A 26,478-nucleotide genomic window follows, 5' to 3' on the forward strand; every position below is an offset into this window, starting at 1 on the left:
CGCGGCGCCGTTCCGCCATCAAAGGGATTGTCATGTCCAAAGAATTTGACGTCGTCGTGATCGGCGCGGGCCCTGGCGGTTATATCGCCGCCATCCGCGCAGCGCAGCTCGGCAAGACCGTCGCATGTATCGAAAAGTGGAAGAACCCGGCCGGCGCGCTGAAGCTCGGCGGCACCTGCCTGAACGTCGGCTGCATTCCGTCGAAGGCGCTGCTCGCGTCGTCGGAAGAGTTTGAAAACGCGTCGCACCACCTCGCCGACCACGGCATCTCGGTGGAAAACGTGAAGGTCGATATCTCGAAGATGATGGCCCGCAAGGAAGGCATCGTCGAGAAGATGACCAAGGGTATCGAATTCCTGTTCCGCAAGAACAAGATCACGTGGCTCAAGGGCCATGGCAAGTTCACCGGCCGCACCGACGCCGGCGTGCAGATCGAAGTGAGCGGCGAAGGCGAAGCCGAAGTCGTCACCGCGAAAAACGTGATCATCGCGACGGGTTCGAAGGCACGTCATCTGCCGGGCATCCCGGTCGACAACAAGATCGTCGCCGACAACGAAGGCGCGCTGTCATTCGACGTCGCACCGAAGAAGCTCGCCGTGATCGGCGCGGGCGTGATCGGTCTGGAACTGGGCTCGGTGTGGCGCCGCCTCGGCGCGGAAGTGACCGTGCTCGAAGCGCTGCCGGAATTCCTCGGCGCGGCTGACCAGGCGTTGTCGAAGGAAGCGGCCAAGCAGTTCAAGAAGCAGGGTCTCGACATCCACGTCGGCGTGAAGGTCGGCGAAGTGAAGACGACCGCGAACAGCGTGACGATCGCATACACGGACAAGGACGGCAACGCGCAGTCGCTCGAAGCCGACCGTCTGATCGTGTCGGTCGGCCGCGTGCCGAACACCGACAACCTCGGCCTCGAAGCGATCGGCCTGAAGGCCAACGAGCGCGGCTTCATCGACGTGGACGACCACTGCGCGACGGCGGTGCCGAACGTGTACGCGATCGGCGACGTGGTGCGTGGCCCGATGCTCGCGCACAAGGCCGAAGACGAAGGCGTGCTGGTCGCCGAAGTGATCGACGGCCAGAAGCCGCACATCGACTACAACTGCATTCCGTGGGTGATCTACACCGAACCGGAAATTGCATGGGTCGGCAAGACCGAGCAGCAACTGAAGGCGGAAGGCCGTGAAGTCAAGACCGGCCAGTTCCCGTTCATGGCGAACGGCCGCGCGCTCGGCATCAACAAGGCGGATGGTTTCGTCAAGATGATCGCCGACGCGAAGACCGACGAACTGCTCGGCGTGCACATCATCTCGGCCAATGCATCGGACCTGATCGCGGAAGCCGTGGTGGCGATGGAATTCAAGGCTGCGTCGGAAGACATCGGCCGTATTTGCCATCCGCACCCGTCGCTGTCGGAAGTCATGCGCGAAGCGGCACTCGCCGTCGACAAGCGCGCGCTGAACATGTAACGCGCACGCCTGACTGAACGCAACTTTGGCATCACCAAGGCGGGCGGGTTTATCCCCTCCCGCCTTTCTTTTTGCAGCAACACGATGAACGTCACCGAATACTACGAAAAAGAACTGCAGACGCGCGGTTACCAATCCGATCCGGCGCAACGCGCGGCGGTCGACCGGCTGCAGCGGTGCTTTGAAGAGTGGACCGAATACAAATCGCGCCGCTCGAACGCGTTCAAGAAGCTGCTGATCCACCCGGATCTGCCGCGCGGCGTGTACATGTGGGGCGGCGTGGGTCGCGGCAAGAGCTTCCTGATGGACAGCTTCTACATGATCGTGCCGTTGCATCGCAAAACGCGCCTGCATTTCCACGAGTTCATGCGCGAAGTGCATCGCGAACTCGAAGAACTAAAAGGCACGGCCGATCCGCTCGACGAACTCGCGCGCCGCATTGCGAAGCGTTATCGGCTGATCTGTTTCGACGAGTTTCACGTGTCGGATATCGCCGATGCGATGATCCTGTACCGGCTGCTCGACAAGCTGTTCGAAAACGGCGTGCAGTTCGTGATGACGTCCAACTACGATCCCGACCTGCTGTACCCCGACGGCCTGCATCGCGATCGGATGCTGCCCGCCATCGAGTTGATCAAGCAGAAGCTCGACGTGATCAACGTCGATGCCGGTATCGACTACCGGCAGCGCACGCTGGCTCAGGTGGAGGTCTATCACACGCCGCTCGACGCTGCCGCCGGCAAGGCGTTGCGCGATGCGTTCGCGCGGCTTGCCGCGGTGCCCGACGAAAGCCCGCTGCTGCATATCGAGAAGCGCGAACTGAAGGCGCTGCGTCGCGCGGATGGCGTCGTATGGTTCGACTTCGCGACGCTGTGCGGCGGCCCGCGTTCGCAGAACGACTACCTCGAACTGGCGAGCCGCTTTCACGCGGTGATCCTGTCGGACGTGCCGCAGATGTCGATACGGATGGCGTCGGAGGCGCGCCGCTTCACGTGGCTGATCGACGTGTTCTACGACCACAAGGTGAAGCTGCTGATGTCGGCTGCGGTGCCGCCGGAGCAACTGTACGTCGACGGTCCGATGGCCAACGAATTCACGCGCACGGTGTCGCGCATCGTCGAGATGCAATCGAAGGAGTATCTCGACACGCCGCGCCGGATCGTCGATACGTCGCTGACTTGAAGCCGCTTGCGCGTGCGTGCGTCGCGTTGATGTAGTCGAGGCAACGCGTGCCACCGCGTATGATGGATCGCTGAGCTGATCAACTAAGCGACGCCTTTTCAAGATTCAGAGTGGTCTTATGTTCCGCTCGCTGTTGGCTGGCTATCTTCTGATGTCGTTTTGACAAAGGAGGGAGCATGAAGCCATATAGCGATATCACCGATGAACAATGGCGGCGCGTCGCGCCGCTGCTGCCCGAACTGCGGCCACGCGCGGAATTGCGTGGCCGGCCGCTTGCCAATACTCGCGCGGTGCTTAATGGCGTGCTGTGGGTCATGTATAACGGTGCCACGTGGTCCGCGCTGCCGTCTGAGTACCCGTCGTATCAAACCTGTCATCGCCGCTTCAAGTTGTGGCACAAAGCCGGCGTACTCGCGCACGTAACCCGGCAGTTGCTCGGTGCTTCGAGCGAAGAACTCTGTGGCCTGATGGAGTCGCGCATGCGCAGGCATGTGAGCGCAAAACAGAAGCGCGCCGCGGCAAAAAGAGGTCGGAGGGTGGTCCGGGTTCCGTCGGGCGTGTGCAAGCCGGTAGCGGGCGCGTCGCAGGCTTCGTCGCTGGTTGCCTTGGTGGAGTCGGTCAAGCAGGCGGCGTAGCCATTCCGAACGGTTTGCGTCGTGCTTTGCGTCGAAAAAACGGCCGTGCGATCCTGATCGCCGGCCGTTTTTTTGCGCCTTTTATCCGGTGTTTGCGTCATCCACCGTCATCGGTCAGCTCACTGCTGCCGAACCCAGGTCTGCGAACGCCCCAGCAGCGCCACGCCGATATACCCGCGCACCACGAGTTTGTTACCGCCGTCTTCGAGATGCATCTTGCACTTGTAGACCTTGCCGTTTTCCGGGTCGAGAATCTGCCCGTGATCCCACGCGTCGCCATCTTTTTTCATATTGTCGATGATGGTCATACCAAGAACCAGTTGATCCTTGCGTGCATCGGTGCATTGGGTGCAGCGTCGATCCGGCTGGTTGTTCGCGCCGAGTCCCTTGATCACCTTGCCGCTCAATTCGCCGTCACTGTCCTGCGTGATCTGCACGAGCGCCTTCGGCTGGCCGGTGTGATCGTCGATCGTTTGCCATGTGCCGACCGGTGTATCGGTTTGGGCCATCGCGGTTACGGCACTGGCGAGCAGTGCGCCGGCGAGCGCGGCATGGCGGGCGGTGCGCAGCGCGATCGCGCGGGCACGATGGGCACGGTGTGTGAATGGCGTCATTGTCTTCCTCCTTGATGAGAGACCGCGCGATCGTGGTCGCGCGGCGTTATCAGCATCGCGGACGGTCTTACGCCGCCGGTCTTCGCGATACGGGACGATGCCGGCGACAGGGCGCGTCGGCATCGTCAGCGCAGAATACGCGAAACCCCGCGCGCCGTTTGATAGGGGAGCTTCTAATCGACACGCGCTATTTGCGCGAACCGTCAGTTCAGCTGATAGGAGAACGTCGCGTTGATGCGCGGGCTGCGTGACGGGCTTTCCACCGGCGCATCGCCGACCGCCTTCGCAATCGACAGATCGAGGTTATAGAAGCGCCCATCCGAAATGCGGAAGCCGAACGCCAGCGACGAAAGCCGCGACGGTGCGGGCGTACCCGCATGCAGATAGACGCGCGCCATATCGAACGACACATAGGGCGTGAGCGAGCGCAGATAGGTGAAGCCGAGCGCGATCGGCCGGTTGACTTCGAAGATCGCGCCCCAGCCCGAATCGCCGGACGCCTCGCCGGGCTGGTAGCCCTGCGCGAAACGCTGCGCGCCGAACGAGATCTGCTCGGAGGTCGGCAGCGACACCGCGCTGTACTGACCGGTCAGCGAAATCGATGTGCCGATCTTCAGCGGCCACTCGTTGGTCTGCGAAAAGCTCGCACCGGTCCTGACGAAATTCAGCGAGGCCGGGTTGGTCACACCGGGGTTCGGCACGTTCGAGTCGACGGATTTTGATGCACCGAGGATGTCGAACGCCTTCGCGACGTTGATGCTCGCGCGCCGCACCTGACCGGGATCGACCGCGGTGTAGTCGGCCTGCAGTTGCATCACGCGTATCTGCGAGCGCAAGCCGAGTTCCACACCGGTCTGATCGTTGTGGTAACGGTCCTCGTTGCGCGACGCGTAGACCGATGCGGTGCCGAGCACGCTGCGCGTGTCGTTCAGCAGCAGCGGATACGAGACCGAGCCGGCGACCTTGTCGTTGATGACCGTGCGCTTGACGTAGGACGGCAGGCCCGGATTGTCGGTCGGATTGCCGCGATAGTGCGACGCGTCGAGGTTGCCCGTCATGCCGTTGCTGCCGATCGGCACGCCCGCGTGTGCGGCCAGATAGGTGACGTTGTCGCGGCCCTTCGGCAATAGCGCCGATACGCTGAGCTGTTCGCCGAGCGCGGTCAGGCCGTTCGTCGATGCCGTCAGCAGTCCCTGCACGCCGGGCTGATTGAAGTTGATGCCGCCGCTGAAGTCGACCGGTTTGCGCGTCACGTTCAATTCGAGCGTGGTCGCGCCGTCGGTGTTCTGCGGAGGCGGCACGTTGGCGACGACCTTGATGCCCGGCAACAGGCCGAGCACCTGCGTAAAGCGTTCGAACGTCGCGCGCCGTAGTGGCCGATCGGCGACGATGTGATCGGCGATCGCGCGAATTTTGTCTTCGACGGGGCCCGGGTTGCCCGTCACCTTGACCGCCGACACATAGCCCTCGACGACCGTCACGCGCACCACGCCGTCTTCGAACGTCTGGGCCGGCACGAACGCCATCGACAGCGCGTAGCCACGCTGCTGATAAAGCCGCGTGACGCCGTTGGCCACTTCGATCAACTCGCCGATCGTGATGTCCTTGCCGACGAGCGGCGTGAAGCGTTGCGCGACCTCGTCGAACGGAATCGACTTCACGCCCTCGATCTGCACGCGCGACGGCGTCAGATGACGCGCGAGCAGTTCTTGAAGCTGCGGAGCCTGCGGCGCGACCTGCACGGTCACGTTCGGACCGCGATCGGGGGCCTTGATCTGCGGCAGCGCATCCAGCGGATTGCCGCCGACGCTCGCAGCGGTGGGGCGGGACTGCGCTTGCACCTGCAGTGGCGCCGTGCCGGCCGCGATGGCCGCGAGCGCGATGGTCCATCGGCTCCATTTGCTGTCCGCCCCGAATCTCATCGGACTACCCTCGTAGATCGTTTTTGTAGTGTGGACAACCCGCCTGGTCGAGCGGGTCGTGATCCGCTTATCTGTTTCTATCCGTTCTCATCCGTTCGTTATGCGAGGCTTGCCGGCACAACGAACACTGCAACATGCACTGCGAAGGACATTGAAAACTTGCGAGCAGCAACGAGGCGGCCATCGCACTCGATGCATGGAGCCGCACCGCGTCGCGCCGCTCGCGAAGACAGCTTACCTTTTCCCGACGCCGCCGAGCAATCCGCCGACGAGCGATGTCACCGGCGCGAGCGGATTGCCGTTCGCCGTGCCCTTGCCGGTGGTCGCGGCCAGCGCGACGCCGGCGCCCGAATTCGTCGATACGGCGGCCGTCGTCGAATTCACGTTCGTGGCAACACCCGCCGTCACGCCGCCGAGCGCGTTCGTGACGCCCGACAGCAAGCCCGTGACCGGTGCGAGCGGGCCGCCACTGTTGTTGCCGCCGGAGGCGCCACTGAGGCCAGTCGTGACACCGGACAGCAGGCCAGTGACCGGCGCGAGCGGGCCGCCATTGCTGCTACCGCCGCTCGTCGTATGGCCGAGGCTGCCCGTCACGCTCGACAGCAAACCCGTCACCGGCGCGAGCGGATTGCCGTTACCCGATGCGCCGCTGCCGCCGGTGAGCGTGCCGGTCACGGTGGTCAGCGTGCCGCCGAGCGAGCCGAGCGAACCATTGCCGCCGCTGCCTGTCAGCCCGCCCGTGATACCGCCGAGCGCGCTCGTTACTGCGCCGAGCGGATTGCCGCCGTTGCCGCTGACGAGCCCGCCCACCGATGCGACGACGGTGCCGGTATCGCCGACCGTCTTGCCGAGCGCGGCGGTGACCGGGTTGTTGCCGGTCGACGCGACGACGCTGCCGGCCTTGTTGAGACCGCCGCCGAGCGTGCCGAGCAGCGTGTTCACCGGCGCGCCGAGACCCGTGGCGTTGCCGACCGTCTGCGTGGTCGATGCGACGACCGATGTGATCGGCGTGATCGCGGTGCTGAGCGTCTGCGTGACCTGTTCGACCGGCCCTGTCGACAGCACGTGGGTGAGCGCGCCACCGGTGCTGGCGACCGCATGGCCGAGTGTGCCGACGGTGTTGCCGAGCGGCGTCGTGAGCGGCGACAACGGCGTCAGCGGGCCGCTGCCGAGACTCTTGACGAGCGTGCCCGCATCCACCACTGCATCGCCCGTATGACCGACCACGCCGCCGACACTCGCGACGGTCGTGCCGACCGCGTTGCCGTTCGTGCCGAGCTGGCCGAGTCCCTGAGATACGCCGTTGCCGAGCGTGGTCACCGCTGCGCCCACCTGTTGCACGATGCCGCCCGCGGCCTGAGTGGTTTGCGGGTTGACGCCAGGCGGCGTTTGCGAAGCGATCACCGAGCCGACGCCCGAGACCGTCGAACCGACATCGCCGATCACACCGCCGGTATTGCCGACGACCGTGCCCACCGCATTCGTCGTCGATGGATTGCTACCTGTCCCGGAGCCGCCGCCGTTATTGCCGCCGGTGGTCGTGGTGCCGCCGGAGCCGCCCGAACCCGTGGAACCGCTGCCATTACCGTTGCCGCCTGTCGTCGACAGTGTGCCGCCCGCGGAGCCGCTGCCGTTGCTGCCGGTGCCCGTGCTGAGACTGCCCGAGCCGCCGCACGCGGCGAGCGACAGCATGGCGGCGATGCTCGCCGTGATGATCGTGGTCCGGATCGTCGTGTTGGTCGTTTGAATGTTCATGTCACCCCTCGCATCGTATGAGTTTGTTGATGTCGCTGCGGGTCCATCACTGCATGAGCCATGCCATTTCTACTGACCAATCCCGGAATTTTTTTGATGAAGCCGCGCAAAGCCTTATTCGATCGGCGTTTGCGGGATATCAACGAAGCGCTGGGGGGACGCTGGAAAAAAGCGGAAAAAATAACTCGCGATGCGTTTGCGAGGGCGACGTAACGTAACGAGCCGTATGCGTCGTTACGGCACGTTGCGTAACACAAATGCGGGCGCAAACGTATGCGCTGCTATTTGCGCGCTTCAAACGTTTCATTGAGTTGGATATTCAAGTGCGTAAATCTGACTTATGGTTATTCCTATGTGCTGTCACACACGGCCTGTCGTTAACCTGACCATCAGTTAAAAAACAACAGCATCGTGAAATTGAACGCAAAGGACAATTGCTTAAATATCATTGTTCAGCTATAAAACTCGCAAGCGACATCAAATAGCGTAGGAGGTGTGTTATCGAACAGACAGCTTTGATCCATTCGTTCTAGCCGGGATGGGGCTGCAAGATGGGGCAACCGCGATGCAACAGAGAGGGCCGTCAATGAGAGTGGAACGGTCACCGGCGTCGATGGGGCTCGATCGTACGGGCAGCGTGAAACATACGAATAAATGAAGGTTCGAGGGTAAAAATGAAAAAGCTCACACAACGCTTCCTGAGAGATAACAAAGGCGTGACGGCCATCGAGTACGGGCTGATCGCGGGGTTGATCGCCGTGATCATCGCTGGCACGGTGAAGACACTGGGTAACGATCTAAGTACCGTATTTTCGAATGTTTCCAACGCGATAACCGGTAATGCTGCAGGCGGCGGTGGCGCCGGTGGCGCAAACGGCGGTTAATGACCGATAGCCTTTGAGCGTCCGGCAATGCATCCGGCGAATTATGCTGGATGCATTGCTAGCGTTTTAATGCATTGCTATATGAATTTAATACGAATTGCACTGCAATTCGTATCGCACTGTTTCGCCCATCGAGTTCGAAATGAGCGCCTTTATCGGAATGGCTTTATTTATCGCCTGGGCGGTAGTTGTCGCTATTTGCGACTGCCGCGCGAGACGTATTTCGAATTCAATTATGGTCGCCGGTTTAGTGGCGGCATTCGGCTGCGCGTTATTCGAATGCGGCCCATTTGATATATCAGTCGCGCAGGCGGTTATCGGCGCGGTGGTCGGCTTGCTCGCGTTATTGCCTTTCTTCGCACTCGGCGTGATGGGCGCGGCGGACGTCAAGGTATTCGCGGTGCTCGGCGCTTGGTGCGGCATCCATGCATTGCTCGGACTCTGGATGGCCGCGAGCGTCGCAGCCGGACTCCACGCATTGTGGCTGCTGATAACGACGCGCACGCGGCTCATCGGCCCTGGCCGGCTGGGTCGTGATGGCGGCGCAACGTTCGAACTGGCCGGCAAGGCTTCGACACCGTACGCCGCATGCCTGACGATCGCCGCGATGATCTGGCTCGCGTTGCGCGCAACCGGCAGGGGACTGTGATGAACGCGAGCCATACACAGTGCGCACGTCGCTCGCGTGTCGGGAAGATCGGCGGGTCGAGCGTTCGCGCGCAAACGCAACGTGGTGCGACGGCCATCGAATTCGCGCTGGTGTTCCCGCTGTTCTTTCTGGTCCTCTACGCGATCGTCACGTACAGCCTGATCCTCGTCGCGCAGCAGAACCTGACGCTCGCGGCATCGGAAGGCGCACGCGCGGCGCTGAACTGGCAGAGCAGTTCGTCGCCGAGCGATGCGCTGACGAAACGCGGCGGCGCCGCATGCGATGCCGCGAAGCTCGTGATTCAGCCGCTCGTGCAGGCGATGCAATGCGCGTCCACGTCGGCGGACTGCGGCACCGGAATGAAGTGCATCACCGTTTCGCTGACGTACGACTACGGGGCCCACCCGATCGTGCCCACATTGCCGTTGCTCAGTATGACCGTGCCGGCATCGTTGTACGGCAATGCAACCGTTCAGCTCAACCCGGAGAACATCCAGTGATGTACGCGCCGGCCTTCGTCGTTGCAGCGGATCGCGTAAGCGTGTGTGTGCCGCGCGTAGCGCCGCATATCGTTTCGCTCATTTACCCGCGTCTTTTCCCGCTTGATCGACGCAACCAATCGCGATTCCCATCACACGACCTGTCATGCCGAATCTGACCAGAATTTTTGCCGGCGTATTGATCGCGCTCGCGCTGTTGCTCGGCTTTTTCGCGTGGTCGCTGTCGCGCCGCCCCGCGCCCGTGGCGGCCACGCCAGCCGCGCGGAGCTTCCAGGTCGTCGTCGCGAGCCGGCCGTTGCCGGCCGGCAAGCCAATCAGCGTCGACGCGCTGCGCGTGCAGTCGCTGCCGATCAACCCGAACGGCGCGTTCACCGATCCGTCGCAACTGGCCGGCCGCGTGCCCAACGCGGACATCGGCTCGGACGCACCGGTGCTGGCCGCGCAACTCGCGTCGGGTCTCGCCGAGCGCATCGAGCCGGGTGAGCGCGCGCTCGCGGTGCGCGTCGACGAAAGCAACGCAGTCGGCAATCGTCTGCGGCCAGGCAATTTCGTTGACGTGTTTTTTACGCTGAAACGCGACGGCAATTTCGCCAACGGCGCCGAAATCGACCATACCCAGGCGCGGCTGCTGTTGTCGAAAGTGCGCGTGCTCGCGTTCGGCAACGCGACGGCAGGCGGCGACGGTGGTGGCAACAGCGGTGGCGATCCGACCGGTCCCGTGCGTACCGCGGTGCTCGCGGTGCCGCTTGCCGATGTCGATCGTCTGACGCTCGCCGAAAGCTCGGGCCGCCTCGTGTTCGCGTTGCGCAATCCGCGCGACGCCGACGTGGTCGATCAAAGCAGGCTGCCGGCTTATCCAGAGGTCCTGAAGACCGCCGCGCAGGCGGGCGACGAGCCGTTGCAGGACTCGACGCGCGCCGCGGCCGGCATCGCACTCGATGCGCTATCGGGCAGCGCCAACGCAGCCGCGCGGCCAGCGGCGCCGCGCGCGCCGATCGCACCGACGCGCGTCGCCAGCAGGACGAATAGCACGAACAGCGCGACGGGCAGTATCGAAGTCATACGGGGCGGGCGCACCGAAACGGTCGCCTGGTAAGCAGTTTCAGGGAGCGGGCGGCCGGTCGCGTCCATCACTACATGACAGAACAGAATCCTGTTTTCAGAAAGGCAGCATGGCTCGGCCTGGCTATGCTCAGCGTAACGACGGCGAGCGGCGCGGCTGGTCCCGCGCCGCGGGCTGCCGGTGCGCATGCGTCGCAAGGGTCGCAAGCGGGACCCGCGATGCAAAGCGCCGAGCCCACGCCGGGGGCATCCGCGCCGACGCTCAATCTGACGGTCGGCGGCCAGCAGCAAGTCGCGGCCGGCCATGCACTGCAGCGCGTCGCGATTGGCGACCCGAACGTCGCCGACGTGCTGATCGTCAAGGGCGACCGGCGCGGCGGCGTGCTGCTGGTCGGCAAGGCCGCGGGCACGACGACCTTGATGGTGTGGGCGCGCGATCGCGACGCGCCGCTCACCTACACGGTCAACGTGACGACGCCCGCGGCGGCTTCGCTGCTCGGCGCCGACACACCGAGCGTCAAGGTGCTGGGCGGCACCGCGCTGGTGTCCGGTTCATCGGCGACGATGGAAGCGCATCAGCGCGCGGTCGTCGCGGCCGAGGGCGCGCTCGGCAAGGACGGTACGGTATTCGATACGTCGACGGTCGCGAGCCGCGCGGTCGTGCAGGTCGACGTGCGCGTGGTCGAGTTCAGCCGTTCGGTGCTGAAGGAGGTGGGCTTCAACTTCTTCAAGCAGAACAACGGCTTTACGTTCGGCTCGTTCGCGCCGTCGGCGCTGACGTCGGTGTCGGCCACCGCGGGCCAGCCGCCGCAGATGACGGCCACTCCGCCGATCGCGTCGGCGTTCAATCTGATCTTCAACTCGGCGTCGCGTGGACTGTTCGCGAACCTGAGCCTGCTCGAAGGCAACAACCTCGCGCGCGTGCTGGCCGAGCCGACGCTCGTCGCGCTGTCCGGGCAAAGCGCGAGCTTCCTCGCCGGCGGCGAAGTGCCGGTGCCGGTGCCGCAGGCGCTCGGCGAAACGTCGATCGAATACAAGCCGTACGGCGTCGGGCTCACGTTGACGCCGACCGTGCTGAGCCCGCGGCGCATCGCGCTGAAGGTCGCGCCCGAGGCGAGCCAGCTCGACTTCGCGAACGCGGTGACGATCAGCGGCGTGTCGGTGCCCGCGTTCATCACGCGCCGCGCGGATACGACCGTCGAACTCGGCGATGGCGAGAGCTTCGTGATCGGCGGGCTGATCGATCGCGAGACCGCGTCGAACGTATCGAAGGTGCCGCTGCTCGGCGATCTGCCGATCCTCGGCACGTTCTTCAAGCAGATGAACTATCAGCAGAACGAGAAAGAACTCGTGATCATCGTGACGCCGCATCTGGTCTCGCCGCTCGCGCGGGGCGCGAGCTTGCCGTCGACGCCGGGCGAGGCGTCCGAGCAGCGCGACGGACCGGTGTGGCGTTCGCTGCTGGGCGGCGTCATATCGGGCGATGCCGTGCCGGGGTTTTCGAAGTGAGGCTGGCGCACGCCGGCACGCAGTACAACGCGGCGGCTTCGCAGCCGATGCCGCAACAGGATGTCCACTATGAACGCGAGAACGCATTCATTGACTGAACGCGCGATCACCGACCATTTCGTATTCGCGTCGCTCGCCGTCGAGCACGTGCATTGGCTGACCGATACGCTGGCCGGCGCAGGCATGGTCGAGGCGGCCACGCTCGATCCGGCGTTGCTGCTGCAGCGTATCGCGACGTTCAACCCGGCGCTGGTGTTCGTCGACTTTTCATGCGGCCGCGGCGCAGTGGCGAGCGCCGCTGCGAACGCGGTGCGCGCGGCCTGTCCGGCGCTGCAGATCGTCGCGCTCGGCTCGCTCGCCGAGCCCGAGAGCGCGCTCGCCGCGCTGCGTGCGGGCGTGCGCGATTTCATCGATCTGGCGGGGCCGCCCGAGGACGCGCTGCGCATCACGCGCCAGGTGCTCGACAACCTGATCGAGCCGGTGAGCCGCCACGGCCACGTGACGGCTCTGCTCGGCGCGCGCGTCGGCATGGGCGTGAGCACGCTCGCCGCCAATCTCGGCGTGCTGCTGCAGCGGCGCGACGCCGAGCAAGGGCATCAGACCGCGCTGCTCGATCTCGGCCTGCCTGCCGGCGACGGTTCGCTGCTGCTGAACACGCGCAGCGAGTTCAGTTTCGTCGAGGCCGTGTGCAATCTGCGCCGCTTCGACCAGACCTTCGTGCACACCGCGCTGTCGCATCACCCGAGCGGTCTCGCGCTCACCACGCTGCCGCCGAATCTCGCCGATATGCGCGAGGTGTCGTATTCGTCGTCGATCGGCTTGCTGAGCCGGCTGCGCGCGTTCTTCGATCAGCAACTGGTCGATCTCGGCGGCTTCAGCAACAGCGAATTCATCGCGCACGTCGTGCAGGCCGCCGACGAAACCTGGCTGCTGTGCGACCAGGGCGTCACATCGATCCTGTCCGCGGTCGGTGTGCTCGACGCGCTGCGCGAAGAGGACATCGATACCGCGCGCGTGCAACTGATCGTCAACAAGTTCGACGCCGATCTCGGCCTCACCGCCGCGCAGATCGCGCAGCGCCTCGACATCGCGTTGCTGGCGACGTTGCCCGAGCGCCGCATCGCGCTCGGCCAGGCGGTCAACCAGGGGCATCTGCTGGTCGACGCCGCGCCACGCGACCCGTACACGCGCGCGCTCGAACCGTTGGTCGAACGGCTCGGCGGCGCGCGCGACCGCGCGGCGCAGGCACGCGGCAAGTCGCCGCTCGGTGCGCTCAGGCGCCTTATTCCCACCACTCAGAAGCGGTCATAGACGATGGCAAAAGAGCTTCAGTTTGCCGACGACGCGCCTTCGTTCGCGCAGAGCCAGCAGTTCCAGGACATCAAGAACGCGGCGCACGAACATCTGCTCACGCGCATCGAGGAACTCGGCTCCGAGTTCGGCCGCTGGTCGCGTAACGCGATCAATCAGTTCGTCGATCTGGAGATGGACAGCTTCGTCAGGCTGCGCCGCATTCCGATCAACGAGAGCGAAGTGCGGCTGATCGCCGAGGCGCTGACCAAGGAGCTGGCGGGGTTCGGTCCGATCGAAGACCTGCTCGCCGATCCGGCCGTCGAAGACATTCTGATCAACGGCTACAACGACGTGTATGTGTCGCGTCACGGCATCCTGTCGCGCATTCAGGTGCGCTTTGCCGACAACGCGCACCTGCTGCGGATCGTGCGACGCATTCTCGCGCCGATCGGCCGGCGCCTCGATGAATCGAATCCGATGGTCGATGCGCGTCTGCCGAACGGCGGCCGCGTCAACGTGGTGATCGAGCCGCTGTCGATCGACGGGCCGATCGTGTCGATCCGCAAGTTCCGCAAGGACCCGATGCGGCCCGACGATCTGCTCGGCAACGGCACCTATCACGCGGAAATCGGCGCGCTGCTCGAAGCCGCGGTCGCGGCGCGCTGCAACGTGCTGGTCTCGGGCGGCACGAGTTCGGGCAAGACGTCGCTGCTGAACGCGCTGGCGTTTCATATTCCCAACGGCGAACGGGTCGTGACGATCGAAGACACCGCCGAGCTGTCGCTGAACCACCCGCATGTGGTGCGGCTCGAAAGCCGGCCCGGCGGCTTCGACGGCGCGGGCGTCGTGACGATCCGCGACCTGCTGCGCAATACGCTGCGGATGCGCCCGGATCGCATCATCGTCGGCGAAGTGCGCGGCGGCGAAGTGCTCGAAATGCTGCAGGCGATGAACACCGGCCACGACGGTTCGATGGGCACCGTGCACGCGAGTTCGCCGCGCGAGTGTCTGTACCGGCTCGAAATGCTGGCGGGCTTCGCGGGCTTCCAGGGTACCGAGTCGAGCCTGCGCCGCCAGATCGCCAATGCGATCGACTTCATCGTGCAGATCGGCCGGCTCTCCAACGGACGCCGCCGCATCCTGTCGATCACCGAGGTCACCGGCCTGTCGGACAACATCATCGCGACCCAGGAGCTGTATCGCTACGAGCCGATCGTGACGCCCGAAGGCGAGGAACTCGACAACTGGGTGTCGCTCGGCATTCATCCGCATTCGCCGAAGCTCGCACGTTTCCGGCAGACGCTCGGCGGCGGCGAGACAGGTGGTGGTTTTGGCAACGCGGGCTTTGGCAATCCCGGGTTTGGCGGCGGGGGCTTCAGCGGTGGCGGCAGTGGTGGAGGTTTCGGCGGAGGCTTCAATGTCTAGCGCGGTGCTGGTGTTCGCGGCGCTGGCGCTCGTTTGCGCGGCGCTTGCGTTGCTGCTGTGGCAGCGCGGCGCGCAACGCAGGAGCCAGGCAAGCGTCGAGCGTTATATCGACAGCCGGATGGCGTCGGCGGTGGCGGTTGGCGCGGTGGCGGGTGGTGGGATCGGTGGGGGCGGTGGTGTGGGTGCCAACGGCGGCATGAGTGGTGCCAATGGTACGAGTGGCAGAAGCGGCATGACCGGCGGTATCGCCGGTACGCAAAGCACCACGCGCACCGCGGCATCTCGTGCGTCGGCGACGCTCAGCGCACCGCACGCGTTGCCGGCCAACGCGGACTGGCTGGCGCGCTGGCACCATCTGCGCGCCCGCGTGCGCTTCATCGCGCAGCATGCGCTGATGCGCGCGGGCCTGACCGACGCGAAAGGCCCGCTGGCGATCGGCGGCGCACTGGTGCTCGTGCTGTGCGCGTGGGCCGCGGTGGCCGGCGGCGTTCTCGCCTTCTGCGCGGCGTTACTCACGTGCGGGCTGTTGTTCTATTTCCTGCTGTCGCTGCGCACGAACCGGCGTCGTCAGCGGATCGTGCGGCAACTGCCGCTGTTTCTCGATGGCATCGTGCGGCTGATCACGCTCGGCAACAGCGTGCCCGCTGCGTTCCAGGCCGCGCTGCAAACCACCGAGGCGCCGCTGCGCGAATGTCTCGACTACGTGTCGCGGATGCTGCGCACGGGCGTCGAGATCGATCGCGCGCTGTCGCAGGTCGCGACGATCTACGCCGTGCGCGAACTCGAACTGGTCGGCGCGGTGCTGCGGCTGTCGGTCAAGTACGGCGGCCGCGCGGACGTGATGCTCGACCGCATGGCGTCGTTCATGCGCGATCTCGAACAGGCCGAGCGCGAGCTGGTCGCGCTGTCGGCGGAAACGCGGCTGTCGTCGTGGGTGCTGGCGATGCTGCCAGTCGGTATCGGCGGTTTCCTGATCCTGTCGAATCCAAAGTATTTCGCGTCGATGTGGCTCGATCCGACCGGACGCCAGCTCGTCTATCTCGCGTTCGGCCTGCAACTGCTCGGCGCGTATCTGCTGTACCGCCTCGCGCGTCTGAGGGGCTGACGATGGACACCCGGCACCTGATCGTTGTCGCGCTGGCGCTAGCGGCGCTCGGCCTGCTGTTGCTGGCGGCGCTCGTGCTGGCGCGCGTGGCCGCCGCGCGGCGCAGCGAACGCACGTTGCGCCACGCGCTCGACGAACGCGCGCTGCAGAGCGCGGCGCTGGCCGCCGCCGCGCGCGGCGACAACACCCAGGGCGCGGCGAACGCGGCACTGCACGCCGCGCGGCCGAAGGGCATCAAGGGGATGCTGGAGCAGTTCGCGCATGCCGGCGTGCGCTGGCTCGATACGCCGTTCGGCCGCCAGGTCGTCGCCGATGAAGACCGGCGTCTGCTCGAACAATGCGGCTTCGTCGACACTCGCGCGCGCGGCCTGTTCCTGATGGCGCGCGTCGCGGGCGGCGTCGTGCTGCCGGTCGTGGTCGGCGTGCTGACCAACGGCCGCGTCGCGGGCATGCGTTACGTGTTGGGTCTGCTGATCGCCGCGGTCGTTGGCTTCATGCTGCCGAAGTTCGCGCTGGCGCGGCGCGCGAGCCGGCGCCGCGCCAGCGTGGTCGACGAACTGCCGCTACTGGTCGATCTGCTGCGCTTGTTGCAGGGGGTCGGCCTGTCGCTCGATCAGGCGCTGCAGGTCGTCGTCAACGATTTTCGCGGGATGCTGCCGGTGCTCGCGAGCGAGCTCGAAATCGCGCAGCGCCAGTTCGCGACCGGCCGCACGCGCGAGCAATCGCTGAGCCGCCTCGCGACCAGCTATGACAACGAGGACCTGCGCGCGGTCGTGCGCCTGCTGGTGCAGGTGGACCGTTACGGCGGCGCGGTGCAGGAGCCGCTCAAGCAGTTCGGCGACCGCTTGCGCGAGACGCGCCGCGCGGTGCTGCGCGAGCGCATCGGCCGTCTCACCGTGAAGATGACCGGCGTGATGATCCTCACGCTGTTGCCCGCGCTGATGATCGTCACGGCCGGGCCGGGCGTGCTGGCGGTCCAGCATTCGCTTCGTGCAGCGAAGCACTGAGGATTTGCGATGACTGACCCAATGATTGACCATTTCTATTCCGCTTGCCGTCGACATCACATGCGCGCCGTGATCACGGCAATGGCGCTGGCCACACTGACACTGCTCGGCGCGTGCGCATCGAGGACGCCGCTCGGCTACGGTGTCGGCGCGCAAGCCGAACGCGCGCTGATGGCCCAGCAGACCAACAAGGATCCCGCGCCGGACACGCCGGGCATGTATCTCGGGCTGATCGACCAGATGCAGTCGCAGGGGCTGTACTTTGCGTCGCTCGCGCATATCGACGCGTATGAAAAGCAGTACGGCGTGAGTCCGGATTCGATACTGCTGCGCGCCGACGCGCTGCGTATGACCGCGCAGCCGGACGCTGCCGCGAGCGCGTACGGGCAGTTGCTGAAGACGTCGCTCGCGGCGCGCGGCTATCGCGGTCTTGGCCTGATCGCGGGGGCGGCGGGCGACTTTGCGCGCGCCGCCGGGGAACTGCAGCAGGCGGTGCAACTTGCGCCGACCGATGCGGCGATGCTGTCGGACCTCGGCTATGCGCGGCTGCGCGATGGCGATATCGACGGCGCGCGCGTGCCGTTGATGAAGGCCGCTGAGCTCGATCAGAAGAATCCGAAGATCGTCGCGAACGTTGTGCTGTATCTGTTCGCGAACGGCAGCGACGCGCAGGCGCTTGCGGTGATGAACCAGCAGCAGCTCGCGCCTGACGTGCGCGCGGCGATTCGCGGCGATCTGGCGAAGGTGGCCGCGGCGCAGCGTGTGCATGTGAGCGCGGGGCGGGTGTCGGGGGCGGGGTCGCAGGCGCAGGGTAAAGAGGCGGGGGCGGTGCATGGGGGACAGCAGACTCAGCAGACCCAGCAACAGGCGCCGGCACCGCAGGCACCCGCGCAACTTGCACAGCAACCGGAGCAACAGCAGGGGCACGTACAACTGGCCCAACAACCGGTGCAACAGCAACCGGCCGTCGATGCGCGCACGGTGGCGAGCGTGGGCGGCGAGCCGGTGCCGCGAATGTTGCAACGTTTCGCGCAGTGATGGCGCGTGCCTCGTAAGGATTCAGGGAGTGGACATGACCGACAGAACAACGATTCGGGGTTGGCGCGCATCAATGCGGTACGCGGGCGCGCTCATGGTTTTCGTCGCGATCGCGATGTCCGTTGCTGCGCCAGCGGCGGGACAGACAGCGACACAGCCAGAGGTTTCGCCTGACTCGCCGACGGCGCAAACCGCGCCGCTGGTCCAGAGCACGCCGCGGGCAAGCGAAGTCGGGCACTCGACCCTCGCCTGGCTCGAACTGCAACGCAGCAACGCGCAAGCCGCGCCGGCGTTGCCGATGCTCGGCGCGCAGGCTGGCCTCGCGTACCGGCGCTACCTGGAATCGTTCAAGAGCAGGATTCCCGATCTGTATGGCTCGACGCTCAACGGCAGCGGCAATGGCGGCTCGGGTTCGACGAGCGGCTCCGGCAGCGGCATGGGCTCGGGTTCCAGCGGCTGGCACTGACATGGGGACGTTGCGACCGATCGGATCGGCGGCGGCCATGGCGATGGCCATGGTCACGCGATGCGCGGCGCGCGGTATGCATGCGCTGCATGGCGCGCACGATGGGCACGATACGCGGTCGCCGGGCTCGGACCACGCGCAGCGCCCGTTACACGCATCACGTCTGTCACGTGTCACACGCCAGTCACCATCGCCGTCACCGGCATCGGCATCGTCACCGCACACACGCTTCGCAGCCGGCGCGCGCCGCCAACATGGCGCGGTCACGGTGCTGGCGGCGATCTGGCTCGGGCTGGCGATCGTCGCGCTCGGCGCGATCGACGTGGGCAACGTCTATCTGGTGCGCCGGCAGTTGCAGCGCACCGCCGATATGGCGGCGATGGCGGGCGCGCAGGTGATCAGCACGCCGGGCGGCTGCGCGGCCGCGCAAAGCGCCGCGCAAGCCAACGCGAAGGCCAACGGCTTCAGTGCCGATGGCGCGACCCAGATCCTGACGCCGCCGACCTGCGGACGTTGGGACACCAGCAGTCAAACGTACTTCAGCACCAGCGGCAATCCGCTCAACGCCGTCCGGGTGCAGGTAACCCAGAAGGTGCCGCTGTTTTTCCTCGTCGGCCCGCCGATCAACGTGACGGCGACATCGACGGCGCTCGCGTCGAATATCGATGCGTTCACGCTCGGCACCGGCATCGCGTCGATCGATACGCAACAGTCGGCGCTGCTCAACGCGATGCTGAACGGGCTGCTGGGCGGCAAAAGCAATATCAACCTGAGCGTCGGCGATACGCAGAGCCTCGCCGGCGCGCAGATCAAGCTCGACGATCTGCGCGTCGCGCTGCAGGCGTCGTCGATGCAGGGACTGCTCGCGACGTCGGTGAGCTATCAGCATCTGGTGACCGCGATGGTGAAGGCATTGCAGGCGGGCGGCGATACCGCCAACGTGGCGCTGTTGCAGAGTCTCGAAGCGGATATTCCCGGCGGCCAGAACATCACGATCGGTGACGGCGGTTCGTCCGCGCCGGGCCTGCTCGCGCTCGGCCTCGCGAATGCGAACGCGGCGGCGAGCGCGAGCATCAACGTGCTCGATGCGGTGCTGGCGGCCGCGCAGATCGCGCAGCGCAGCCCGGATGGCTCGACCGCCAACGCACCGGTGATCAATGTGACGGCGGGGCTGGCGGGCGTCGCCGGTATGTCGCTGCGGGTGATCAATCCGCCGGTGCTGGCGGTGGGCGAGGGCGGCACGTTGAGCGATGGCAGCTACCGGACCCAGGCGCGCACGGCATCGATCAATCTGAGCCTCACGCTGCAGGCGTTGCCGCCGTTGTCTCTGGGCATCGCAACCATTGCGGTGCTCAGCACGCCGGTCGTGGTGAATCTGGCGGTGGGCGGAAATAGCGAGGCGGATCTGCTGTCCGTCGATTGCGAAAACACGAAGGAGGCCACGCGCGCCACGATTCAGGTGACGCCGGCCGTCGCGTCGGTCTGCGTCGCCGCGGACGCATCCTGCACCGGAACTGTCAACGTGGCGTCCATCACCTTGCAGGGTTTTTCAGACCCTGTCGCGGCAATCGAATTGAATCGGCTGGGGCCGGCCACAGCGTCGCCTGGACCGTCGACACTCGTGATCGACGGCTCCTCCGGCAGCTTCGACGTGACGGCCGGCGCGAACTCCAACGAGGTCGGCAGCGATCTCGCGACGCTGACGACTCAATTGTTCGACCAGTTGCCGGGCGCCTTGTCGCCTCAGATCTTCAGCAAGAGCAGCGTCGTGAACCAGCTTCTGAAGGGCCTGCTCACCCCGATTCTCCAACTCGTGACGAGTACCTTGAGTCCGCTGCTGCAATCGGTCTTCTCCCTGCTCGACACCATCGTCGTCCCCGTCCTGTCGCTGCTCGGCGTACAGATCGGCACCGCCACGGTCCACAATATGTCGCTGACGTGCGGCGTCCCGCAACTGGTCAACTAGAAGATGAGAACCACCACCAAAGTCGAGGAACTCGATATCTATGTCTGGGAGGGCAAGGCCGATATCGTCGACCGGGTCGCGCGCTGCATGGCGAGCTTCGATGTCGAAGTGATTCGCGCCGACGATGTCGCGATCGCTCCCGCGCGCACCGCGCTGCGCGCGTCGCTGGCGATCATCAGCGTGTCGGTGATCGACAGCGGTGCGCTGGTGCTGCGCGACTGGCAGGACGCGCACGGCATCCCGGTGGTGTGGGTCGGCGCCGCGCCGCGCGAATACGATCCGGCCACTTATCCGGCCGAGTACTCGCATATCCTGCCGCTCGACTTCACCTGCGCCGAGTTGCGCGGGATGGTCACCAAGCTCGTGATGCAGATGCGCGCGCACAGCGCGAAGACGCACGAATCCGACGCGATGATCGCGAACTCGGAGTGCATGCAGGCACTGCTGCACGAAGTCGACACCTTCGCCGATTGCGACACCAGCGTGCTCGTGCACGGCGAGACCGGCGTCGGCAAGGAACGCATCGCGCAGTTGATGCATGACAAGCACGGCCGCTACGGGCAGGGCCCGTTCGTCGCGGTGAACTGCGGCGCGATTCCGGATGGCCTGTTCGAGTCGTTGTTCTTCGGCCACTCGAAGGGCGCGTTCACCGGCGCGGTGGTCGCGCACAAGGGCTACTTCGAGCAGGCCGACGGCGGCACGCTGTTTCTCGACGAGATCGGCGATCTGCCGCTCTATCAGCAGGTCAAGCTGCTGCGCGTGCTCGAGGACAGCGCGGTCACCCGCATCGGCTCGACGAGCCCGGTCAAGCTCGATTTCCGGCTGATCGCGGCGACCAACAAAAAGCTGCCGCAACTGGTCAAGGCCGGCACGTTTCGCGCCGACCTCTACTACCGGCTCGCGGTGATCGAGCTGAAGATTCCGTCGCTGGAGGAGCGCGGCGCGGTCGACAAGATCGCGATCTTCAAGGCGTTTATCGCCCAGGTGGTCGGCGCCGAGCGTCTCGCCGCGCTGCCGGATCTGCCGTACTGGCTCGCCGACGCAGTTGCCGACACCTATTTCCCCGGCAACGTGCGCGAACTGCGCAACCTTGCCGAGCGCATCGGCGTGACGGTGCGCCAGATCGGCGCCTGGGATGCGGCGCGGCTGCAGCGGCTGCTCGCGCTGGCGCGCACGGGCCGGCCGCCGGCCGCGGAGGGCGCGGCCGACGGGATCGTCGATCGCAGCAAATGGGATATGGCCGAGCGCAACCGCGTGCTCGCGGCTCTCGACGCGAATAGCTGGCGCCGCCAGGATACGGCGCTCTGTCTCGGGATCAGCCGCAAGGTTTTATGGGAAAAAATGCGCAAATATCAAATTTTCGACGAAGAACCCGAAACCGGCGAAAGTGAGTAATAATGCCCTGTTTGTCATAAAACAAGAACTGTACAAGCAGGAAATACAAATACATGGACCAAAAGTCGAAGCTACGAGATATCGTTCTGGCGGCATGCATCGTATTGGGGGCTGCTCAGGGCGCAAATGCACAGGCGGTGCAGAACAGTGACGCGAGCGCCGCAGTGGTGTCCCAGCCGACTACGACGGCCGCGTTGCCCGACACATCGCAGGCTCCGCAGGTTAGCCAGCCGGAGACCGCCGCGCTGACGCCGGATGAAAACCGGCAATCCGCCACGGGCAATGTGGCGGAACTGCAGCAGATGATCCACGGTTCGGATCTGAGCGAACTGCGTACCACGTACAACGGCAGCTACGGCGCGAGCCTGCTGTTCTACGGCAAGGAAATGACTTACTACGTCGCGCTGTTCCAGCAGAAGAATTTCTGGCGCGTGATCAAGACGCAGGACGCTACGCGCGCGGAACTTATCTACAAAGATTTCGCGCGGCAAACGTTGCAACTGTCGGATGTCGAAATCCGCCGTACCCAGCTTGAGGCACAGAAGGCGTTCACACAGCGCATGGTCGCGCTGTCGCAGGAGCGCGCGAGCCGCCTGCAGGCCGACCTCGACGTCGCGCGCGAGCAACAGAGCATCGTCGACAGCCAGCAGCAGCAAAAGCGTGCCGAGGCAACGGCGCTGGCCCAACAGAAGGTGGCCGCTCAGGATCAGTTGCGCGCGTCGCAGCGTCAGGTTCGCGCGCTTCAGCGTCAACTGGATAGCGGTCTGCCGCTGCATTGAGCGTGCTTGCGTAGGCATCGGCGGCTGGACCGATCGGCGGGGCGTTGTGCGCGCCGCCCGGTTTGTTGCTGATGCGCTCGCTGGTTGATTTGCGGTGAATCCGCGGCGGGGGGCCGGGGCTTCGCTGCCAGGCGTTGGGTTGCCGCGAAGGGTTCGTCATCTTCGCGTGCGCCTGTGCGCCGGCCATGTTTTTCCGTTAATCCGCGATGTATCCACTGCGCGGATCGACGGATTTTCGCTGCTTTGTTCCGCGCGCACCAAGATGGCGCGGAGCGTCTTCGCCGCCACGTCCACGGCATTTCAATTTCACTCATTTCGCTACCAGCGATGCCGATTTAGAGCGTCGCCATCACGCATTGCCCGTGAGCGACTCGCGCGCGATCCGCTGCGTCGCCGCGCCGGTACCGTGCGAAATGAGTCACGCCATCAGCTTCAATGCCGCTTGCGGTTCTCTGCCATCGCTTTACCCGCGCGGGTGTGATACGGGTCCGCGACGTCGATAGCGACCGGATCGCTGGCGGGGAAGCTCTCCATCAGCGCTTCGTCGAGACGGGCATCATCGGGAGATTCGAGCGGGACCCGCTTCGCACGCGCGGGTTCGGATGGATGATGATGGTGGCTCTTGCGGGTCATGGCGCGCTCCATCGGTAGACGTTGAGTCAAGCATTCAGCATAGCGCATCGTGGCTGCGGCGAGCGTCGGCCGGATGGCCTATGGATCATCTATGCGCGTCGCCTGAAACCGGCTTGAAAAGCAGCCGGCACCGATTCGTTCTCCGTGTATCCGCGCTAAACAAAGGCAACAAGAAGGGCCGCGACGCGAGCCCGCCATTGGATCCTCCGGCCGCGCACGGCCGCCAGCGGATCTTCACACGGACCGCCGCGCGCGGAATCCGAACGAACCACTCATCGAATAAGACAGCGAATCACATGAACGGGAAAAAACCTGTGCATGCGCGGCGCCTGCTCGCATCGCACGTCGTGGAAGCGGAACTGGAACATCTGGATTGGGCAACGAAGCAACCGGCGCTGCAGATGTTCGACGCCGGCTATTGGCGCCGTCGTGTGCTGGCGGTCAAGGGAAGATTCGAGCTGACGGAGCAGCAGGTGAAGCAACTGGAGAAAATTCTCCAGCGGCTCGGCCAGTCCACCGACTAGCCTGATGCCGCCGGTACTCAGTATTCGCAGCTTGATGAGTTGTGTGATTCGCCGCGCGATTCACGGCGTTGTTCGCGGCCTTACTCGTGGCGCGATTCCGACTTTATTCGCGAAGTTATTCGTTATGACCGCCGGGGCTACCTGCGCCGCCGTGGTTGCCGCCATGATTGCCACCTTCGCCACCCGTGCCGAACAGGCGCCGGCGGCGTGTCACGACGACCGGGCCATCCGAGTTGCCGCTGCCGCGCTCCGGCGTGGGGCGTTCCGAAGCCGGCGCGCCGTACGATTCACGCGGTTCGCGCGGCTCACGATGTTCACGCGAACCGTGCGGGCCGCGCGAGCCGTGCTCGCCATGCGAGGTCCGGCCCCCGGCACGCGGTGCTGGACGCGTGCCGGTGTCGAGCTGGATCGTGGAGATCGCGCGCTTGTAGATGCCTTGCAGGCCGACCGGCGTGCGCAGCATCACCAGGTACTGATCGAACGACTCGATGCATCCGGTCAGGCGGATGCCGTTGACCAGATAGATCTCGACGCGCTTTCGTTCCTTGCGCGCGGCGTTCATGAAGTCGTTTTGCGGATGCGATTCTGCGGAAGCCATGGACAGTTCGGGTTAGATAGACGGTAGTTCGCCGCGATTCTACCCTTTCTGTTCTGAGCGAGGGCGGAACGCGTCGACGGGGCGAACTTTGTCCACTATAACGGCTTGTGAGGACATAAGCATCCGATAACGGCGCACTGTAACGTTGAGTTACGAATCTGCTGGTCAATGGCGTTTTCGTCCTGTCTGTCCAGGCCGCGTCGGCGCGGACGGCGGAAATGGAAGTGTGAAAGGCCATGTCGGCGGGCGTCGGCGGCGCGCGTCGCGAGTTATTAAGAAACCATTAAAGAGCCGTGAAAAAGTCGTGAAGCAGCGATGGAATAAATCGCCCACTGCTTGCGTTATGCCCTGTATGGCAGTGTCGCATGTCGCGGCCTGCGGTCCGGTTGACTCGCCCGCGGGCGGGCAACCCGGCACTCACCAGGAGGCTCGAGATGAAGGTATCCCGTATCTTGTCAGCGGTTTTCGTGCTGCTGGCGCTCGCCTGCGGCACGCTCGCGACCAGCGCCTGCACGACGGCCGATAGCAGCGCGTCGGGCGCGAGCGGCAACAGCAGCGGTGGCGGCTACTAGGCGCAACAGGCTTTGAACATCGGGTGACATTCGAAGCAGAAGTGATTGCGTGGCTCCCTCAGTTGCGCCGCTATGCGCGCGCGCTGACGGGCGACCACGCCTGGGCCGACGACCTCGTGCAGGATACGGCGGAGCGCGCGCTTGCGCGCTGGTCGGCGTTCCGGCCGAACAGCAATCTGCGCGCATGGCTGTTGACGATCCTGCGGCACCTCTATATCGATCAGCTGCGCGGGCGCCGCGAGATCGCCGTCGACGACGAAAGCGCGCCGTGGCGCAACCTCGAGGCGCCGCGCGGCGAAGTCGACGGTCTGGTGCTGCGCGACGTGCAGCGCGCGCTGTATTGCCTGCCGCTCGAGCAGCGTGAGGTGCTGCTGCTCGTGTGCGTCGAGGAACTGTCGTATCAGGAGGCGTCGAGAGCGCTGGGCGTGCCGATCGGCACGGTGATGTCGCGGCTCTCGCGGGCGCGCGAGCATATGCGCGTGCTGCTTGGCGAAGGACCGCAGGAGCCGTTGCGGGGCGAGAGCCCCGGCACGGCGCAGGCGGGGCCGAAGGTGGCCCCGTTGAAAGTGGTGAGAAACCGATAATGAACAACGACGACTACGATTCCGGCTTGCCCGAAGGGCTCGATCTGCGAGCGCTGTCGGCGTATATCGACGGTGAATTGCCGGATGCGCAGCGGGCCGACATCGAAGCGCAACTGGACGCGCATCCGCAGGCTGCCGCGCGGGTGGCTGCGTGGCACGCGCAGGCGGCGGCGTTGCGCGCGTTGTGCGGCGCGCCGCGTCGTAACGGGCACGCGAGCAGCGACGCACGCGAAGCGCGCGACGACTGGAGCGCCGCAAACATGCCGCGCATGCCGGTGGACGAACCGGCGTTCATCGTCGTGCGCCGCGCGCGGCCCTGGTGGCAGCGCGTGGGTCTCGCCGCGTGCTGGCTTGTCGCCGGCGCCGGGCTCGCGCTGGCGCTCGGTCCGCTTGCGCCGCGTCTGACCGGCGGCGCGTGGGATGGCGCATGGCGCGGCTTCGGCGCGCAGCCGGCGGGCTTCGCGCAGCGTGCCGATGTTGCGTACGCGGTGTACTCGCCGGAGCAGCGTCATCCGGTGGAAGTCGCCGCTAGCGAGGAGGCGCATCTGATCGCGTGGCTGTCGAAGCGCTTGAACCGGCCGCTGTCGGTGCCGTCGTTGCAGGAATATGGTTATTCGCTGGTGGGCGGTCGGCTGTTGCCCGGCGAGGCGGGGCCGGCCGCGCAGTTCATGTACGAAAACCAGGCGGGCGCTCGTCTCACGCTGTACGTGACCGGCATTTCGCGCGACGAAACCGCGTTCCGGCTGTTCCGCGACGGCAACCGCCGCACCTTCTACTGGATCAACGACGGCATGGGCTACGCGCTGTCCGGCGCGATTGCCGAGGACAAGCTGCGCACGATCGCGATCGACGTATGCGGCGAGCTGGGCGGCAAGCCGGAGAAGTGGCATGACGAGACCGGCGGTAGTAGCGGGTAGG

At 65.3% G+C, this 26,478-nt stretch carries 27 protein-coding genes; 22 read left to right on the top strand and 5 right to left on the bottom strand.

The window, feature by feature from the left end; translation table 11 throughout:
- The first annotated feature begins 32 nt into the window (after positions 1–32).
- The 3 genes from lpdA (at position 33) to L0U82_RS07050 (ending at position 3,280) form a co-directional block, all read left to right on the top strand.
- The gene (lpdA, locus tag L0U82_RS07040) at positions 33–1,463 is read left to right on the top strand and encodes a dihydrolipoyl dehydrogenase (RefSeq protein WP_233829410.1); all 1,431 of its coding nucleotides are present in this window, start codon (positions 33–35) and stop codon (positions 1,461–1,463) included.
- 84 nt (positions 1,464–1,547) lie between these two features.
- A complete protein-coding gene (gene zapE / locus L0U82_RS07045; protein WP_233829411.1) occupies positions 1,548–2,645 on the top strand; it encodes a cell division protein ZapE in 1,098 nt (365 codons plus the stop codon).
- Between the two features lie 176 nt (positions 2,646–2,821).
- Positions 2,822–3,280: a transposase gene (locus L0U82_RS07050; protein ID WP_233829413.1), complete on the top strand. Its 459-nt coding sequence runs from the start codon at positions 2,822–2,824 to the stop codon at positions 3,278–3,280.
- Between the two features lie 119 nt (positions 3,281–3,399).
- Here L0U82_RS07050 and L0U82_RS07055 read toward each other — a convergent pair whose 3' ends face one another.
- From L0U82_RS07055 to L0U82_RS07065, 3 genes are all read right to left on the bottom strand, one after another.
- Complete coding sequence (locus L0U82_RS07055) at positions 3,400–3,894, bottom strand: DUF2147 domain-containing protein (protein WP_233829415.1); 495 nt, start codon at positions 3,892–3,894, stop codon at positions 3,400–3,402.
- Between the two features lie 203 nt (positions 3,895–4,097).
- The gene (locus tag L0U82_RS07060) at positions 4,098–5,816 is read right to left on the bottom strand and encodes a ShlB/FhaC/HecB family hemolysin secretion/activation protein (RefSeq protein WP_233829416.1); all 1,719 of its coding nucleotides are present in this window, start codon (positions 5,814–5,816) and stop codon (positions 4,098–4,100) included.
- 234 nt (positions 5,817–6,050) lie between these two features.
- Entirely contained in the window at positions 6,051–7,571 is a 1,521-nt protein-coding gene (locus L0U82_RS07065) for a collagen-like triple helix repeat-containing protein (RefSeq protein WP_233829417.1), read from the bottom strand.
- 60 nt (positions 7,572–7,631) lie between these two features.
- Here L0U82_RS07065 and L0U82_RS07070 point away from each other — a divergent pair, with 60 nt between their 5' ends.
- The 15 genes from L0U82_RS07070 to L0U82_RS07140 all read left to right on the top strand — a co-directional run bounded on the left by L0U82_RS07070 (position 7,632) and on the right by L0U82_RS07140 (position 22,649).
- The gene (locus tag L0U82_RS07070) at positions 7,632–7,784 is read left to right on the top strand and encodes a hypothetical protein (RefSeq protein WP_233829418.1); all 153 of its coding nucleotides are present in this window, start codon (positions 7,632–7,634) and stop codon (positions 7,782–7,784) included.
- 461 nt (positions 7,785–8,245) lie between these two features.
- Positions 8,246–8,455 carry a Flp family type IVb pilin gene (locus tag L0U82_RS07075; RefSeq protein ID WP_233829419.1) on the top strand — a complete coding sequence of 70 codons (210 nt, stop codon included), beginning with the start codon at positions 8,246–8,248 and terminating at the stop codon, positions 8,453–8,455.
- Positions 8,456–8,597: 142 nt separating this feature from the next.
- A complete protein-coding gene (locus L0U82_RS07080; RefSeq protein WP_233829420.1) occupies positions 8,598–9,104 on the top strand; it encodes an A24 family peptidase in 507 nt (168 codons plus the stop codon).
- The gene (locus L0U82_RS07085) at positions 9,104–9,604 is read left to right on the top strand and encodes a TadE/TadG family type IV pilus assembly protein (protein ID WP_233829421.1); all 501 of its coding nucleotides are present in this window, start codon (positions 9,104–9,106) and stop codon (positions 9,602–9,604) included. Before L0U82_RS07080 ends, L0U82_RS07085 begins: the two co-directional genes overlap by 1 nt.
- 145 nt (positions 9,605–9,749) lie before the next feature.
- Positions 9,750–10,700, top strand: coding sequence for a Flp pilus assembly protein CpaB (gene cpaB / locus L0U82_RS07090; protein WP_233829423.1), 951 nt, complete (start codon positions 9,750–9,752; stop codon positions 10,698–10,700).
- Positions 10,701–10,885: 185 nt separating this feature from the next.
- Positions 10,886–12,175 (top strand): type II and III secretion system protein family protein, encoded by a 1,290-nt coding sequence (locus L0U82_RS07095; protein ID WP_233833165.1) that lies wholly within the window; start codon positions 10,886–10,888, stop codon positions 12,173–12,175.
- A 69-nt stretch (positions 12,176–12,244) separates the two neighbouring features.
- Entirely contained in the window at positions 12,245–13,486 is a 1,242-nt protein-coding gene (locus tag L0U82_RS07100) for a fimbrial protein (RefSeq protein ID WP_233829425.1), read from the top strand.
- 3 nt (positions 13,487–13,489) lie between these two features.
- A complete protein-coding gene (locus L0U82_RS07105; RefSeq protein WP_233829427.1) occupies positions 13,490–14,893 on the top strand; it encodes a CpaF family protein in 1,404 nt (467 codons plus the stop codon).
- Positions 14,886–15,998, top strand: coding sequence for a type II secretion system F family protein (locus L0U82_RS07110; protein ID WP_233829428.1), 1,113 nt, complete (start codon positions 14,886–14,888; stop codon positions 15,996–15,998). Before L0U82_RS07105 ends, L0U82_RS07110 begins: the two co-directional genes overlap by 8 nt.
- Positions 15,999–16,000: 2 nt before the next feature.
- On the top strand, positions 16,001–17,005 hold the full coding sequence (locus tag L0U82_RS07115; protein WP_233829429.1) for a type II secretion system F family protein: 1,005 nt from the start codon (positions 16,001–16,003) through the stop codon (positions 17,003–17,005).
- 60 nt (positions 17,006–17,065) lie between these two features.
- On the top strand, positions 17,066–18,043 hold the full coding sequence (locus L0U82_RS07120; protein WP_233829430.1) for a tetratricopeptide repeat protein: 978 nt from the start codon (positions 17,066–17,068) through the stop codon (positions 18,041–18,043).
- Positions 18,044–18,077: 34 nt separating this feature from the next.
- Complete coding sequence (locus L0U82_RS07125) at positions 18,078–18,509, top strand: DUF3613 domain-containing protein (RefSeq protein ID WP_233829431.1); 432 nt, start codon at positions 18,078–18,080, stop codon at positions 18,507–18,509.
- A 49-nt stretch (positions 18,510–18,558) separates the two neighbouring features.
- Positions 18,559–20,475 (top strand): TadG family pilus assembly protein, encoded by a 1,917-nt coding sequence (locus L0U82_RS07130; RefSeq protein WP_233829432.1) that lies wholly within the window; start codon positions 18,559–18,561, stop codon positions 20,473–20,475.
- A gap of 3 nt (positions 20,476–20,478) precedes the next feature.
- On the top strand, positions 20,479–21,870 hold the full coding sequence (locus tag L0U82_RS07135; protein WP_233829433.1) for a sigma 54-interacting transcriptional regulator: 1,392 nt from the start codon (positions 20,479–20,481) through the stop codon (positions 21,868–21,870).
- 53 nt (positions 21,871–21,923) lie between these two features.
- On the top strand, positions 21,924–22,649 hold the full coding sequence (locus L0U82_RS07140) for a DUF2968 domain-containing protein (protein ID WP_233829435.1): 726 nt from the start codon (positions 21,924–21,926) through the stop codon (positions 22,647–22,649).
- Positions 22,650–23,081: 432 nt separating this feature from the next.
- Here L0U82_RS07140 and L0U82_RS07145 read toward each other — a convergent pair whose 3' ends face one another.
- Complete coding sequence (locus L0U82_RS07145) at positions 23,082–23,282, bottom strand: hypothetical protein (protein WP_233829437.1); 201 nt, start codon at positions 23,280–23,282, stop codon at positions 23,082–23,084.
- A 296-nt stretch (positions 23,283–23,578) separates the two neighbouring features.
- On the opposite strand from L0U82_RS07145, the gene L0U82_RS07150 reads away from it, so the two are divergent.
- Positions 23,579–23,806: a hypothetical protein gene (locus tag L0U82_RS07150; RefSeq protein WP_233829439.1), complete on the top strand. Its 228-nt coding sequence runs from the start codon at positions 23,579–23,581 to the stop codon at positions 23,804–23,806.
- Positions 23,807–23,921: 115 nt separating this feature from the next.
- Here L0U82_RS07150 and hfq read toward each other — a convergent pair whose 3' ends face one another.
- On the bottom strand, positions 23,922–24,404 hold the full coding sequence (hfq, locus tag L0U82_RS07155) for an RNA chaperone Hfq (protein WP_233829441.1): 483 nt from the start codon (positions 24,402–24,404) through the stop codon (positions 23,922–23,924).
- A 434-nt stretch (positions 24,405–24,838) separates the two neighbouring features.
- On the opposite strand from hfq, the gene L0U82_RS07160 reads away from it, so the two are divergent.
- The 3 genes from L0U82_RS07160 to L0U82_RS07170 are packed head-to-tail and all read left to right on the top strand — an operon-like array spanning position 24,839 to position 26,477.
- Positions 24,839–24,976 (top strand): hypothetical protein, encoded by a 138-nt coding sequence (locus L0U82_RS07160; RefSeq protein WP_233829443.1) that lies wholly within the window; start codon positions 24,839–24,841, stop codon positions 24,974–24,976.
- 23 nt (positions 24,977–24,999) lie between these two features.
- Positions 25,000–25,560: an RNA polymerase sigma factor gene (locus tag L0U82_RS07165; protein WP_233829445.1), complete on the top strand. Its 561-nt coding sequence runs from the start codon at positions 25,000–25,002 to the stop codon at positions 25,558–25,560.
- Positions 25,560–26,477, top strand: coding sequence for an anti-sigma factor family protein (locus L0U82_RS07170; RefSeq protein ID WP_233829447.1), 918 nt, complete (start codon positions 25,560–25,562; stop codon positions 26,475–26,477). The genes L0U82_RS07165 and L0U82_RS07170 overlap by 1 nt, the downstream gene beginning before the upstream one ends.
- Position 26,478: the final 1 nt, after the last annotated feature.

The sequence above is a fragment of the Paraburkholderia sp. ZP32-5 genome (genome assembly GCF_021390495.1).
Lineage (GTDB): Bacteria > Pseudomonadota > Gammaproteobacteria > Burkholderiales > Burkholderiaceae > Paraburkholderia.

Excerpts from the sequence above, each read along its gene's own strand:
- lpdA (WP_233829410.1), top strand. The coding sequence starts at position 33 with ATGTCCAAAGAATTTGACGTCGTCGTGATCGGCGCGGGCCCTGGCGGT.
- zapE (WP_233829411.1), top strand. The coding sequence starts at position 1,548 with ATGAACGTCACCGAATACTACGAAAAAGAACTGCAGACGCGCGGTTAC.
- L0U82_RS07050 (WP_233829413.1), top strand. The coding sequence starts at position 2,822 with ATGAAGCCATATAGCGATATCACCGATGAACAATGGCGGCGCGTCGCG.
- L0U82_RS07055 (WP_233829415.1), bottom strand. The coding sequence starts at position 3,894 with ATGACGCCATTCACACACCGTGCCCATCGTGCCCGCGCGATCGCGCTG.
- L0U82_RS07060 (WP_233829416.1), bottom strand. The coding sequence starts at position 5,816 with ATGAGATTCGGGGCGGACAGCAAATGGAGCCGATGGACCATCGCGCTC.
- L0U82_RS07065 (WP_233829417.1), bottom strand. The coding sequence starts at position 7,571 with ATGAACATTCAAACGACCAACACGACGATCCGGACCACGATCATCACG.
- L0U82_RS07070 (WP_233829418.1), top strand. The coding sequence starts at position 7,632 with ATGCCATTTCTACTGACCAATCCCGGAATTTTTTTGATGAAGCCGCGC.
- L0U82_RS07075 (WP_233829419.1), top strand. The coding sequence starts at position 8,246 with ATGAAAAAGCTCACACAACGCTTCCTGAGAGATAACAAAGGCGTGACG.
- L0U82_RS07080 (WP_233829420.1), top strand. The coding sequence starts at position 8,598 with ATGAGCGCCTTTATCGGAATGGCTTTATTTATCGCCTGGGCGGTAGTT.
- L0U82_RS07085 (WP_233829421.1), top strand. The coding sequence starts at position 9,104 with ATGAACGCGAGCCATACACAGTGCGCACGTCGCTCGCGTGTCGGGAAG.
- cpaB (WP_233829423.1), top strand. The coding sequence starts at position 9,750 with ATGCCGAATCTGACCAGAATTTTTGCCGGCGTATTGATCGCGCTCGCG.
- L0U82_RS07095 (WP_233833165.1), top strand. The coding sequence starts at position 10,886 with ATGCAAAGCGCCGAGCCCACGCCGGGGGCATCCGCGCCGACGCTCAAT.
- L0U82_RS07100 (WP_233829425.1), top strand. The coding sequence starts at position 12,245 with ATGAACGCGAGAACGCATTCATTGACTGAACGCGCGATCACCGACCAT.
- L0U82_RS07105 (WP_233829427.1), top strand. The coding sequence starts at position 13,490 with ATGGCAAAAGAGCTTCAGTTTGCCGACGACGCGCCTTCGTTCGCGCAG.
- L0U82_RS07110 (WP_233829428.1), top strand. The coding sequence starts at position 14,886 with ATGTCTAGCGCGGTGCTGGTGTTCGCGGCGCTGGCGCTCGTTTGCGCG.
- L0U82_RS07115 (WP_233829429.1), top strand. The coding sequence starts at position 16,001 with ATGGACACCCGGCACCTGATCGTTGTCGCGCTGGCGCTAGCGGCGCTC.
- L0U82_RS07120 (WP_233829430.1), top strand. The coding sequence starts at position 17,066 with ATGCGCGCCGTGATCACGGCAATGGCGCTGGCCACACTGACACTGCTC.
- L0U82_RS07125 (WP_233829431.1), top strand. The coding sequence starts at position 18,078 with ATGACCGACAGAACAACGATTCGGGGTTGGCGCGCATCAATGCGGTAC.
- L0U82_RS07130 (WP_233829432.1), top strand. The coding sequence starts at position 18,559 with ATGGTCACGCGATGCGCGGCGCGCGGTATGCATGCGCTGCATGGCGCG.
- L0U82_RS07135 (WP_233829433.1), top strand. The coding sequence starts at position 20,479 with ATGAGAACCACCACCAAAGTCGAGGAACTCGATATCTATGTCTGGGAG.
- L0U82_RS07140 (WP_233829435.1), top strand. The coding sequence starts at position 21,924 with ATGGACCAAAAGTCGAAGCTACGAGATATCGTTCTGGCGGCATGCATC.
- L0U82_RS07145 (WP_233829437.1), bottom strand. The coding sequence starts at position 23,282 with ATGACCCGCAAGAGCCACCATCATCATCCATCCGAACCCGCGCGTGCG.
- L0U82_RS07150 (WP_233829439.1), top strand. The coding sequence starts at position 23,579 with ATGAACGGGAAAAAACCTGTGCATGCGCGGCGCCTGCTCGCATCGCAC.
- hfq (WP_233829441.1), bottom strand. The coding sequence starts at position 24,404 with ATGGCTTCCGCAGAATCGCATCCGCAAAACGACTTCATGAACGCCGCG.
- L0U82_RS07160 (WP_233829443.1), top strand. The coding sequence starts at position 24,839 with ATGAAGGTATCCCGTATCTTGTCAGCGGTTTTCGTGCTGCTGGCGCTC.
- L0U82_RS07170 (WP_233829447.1), top strand. The coding sequence starts at position 25,560 with ATGAACAACGACGACTACGATTCCGGCTTGCCCGAAGGGCTCGATCTG.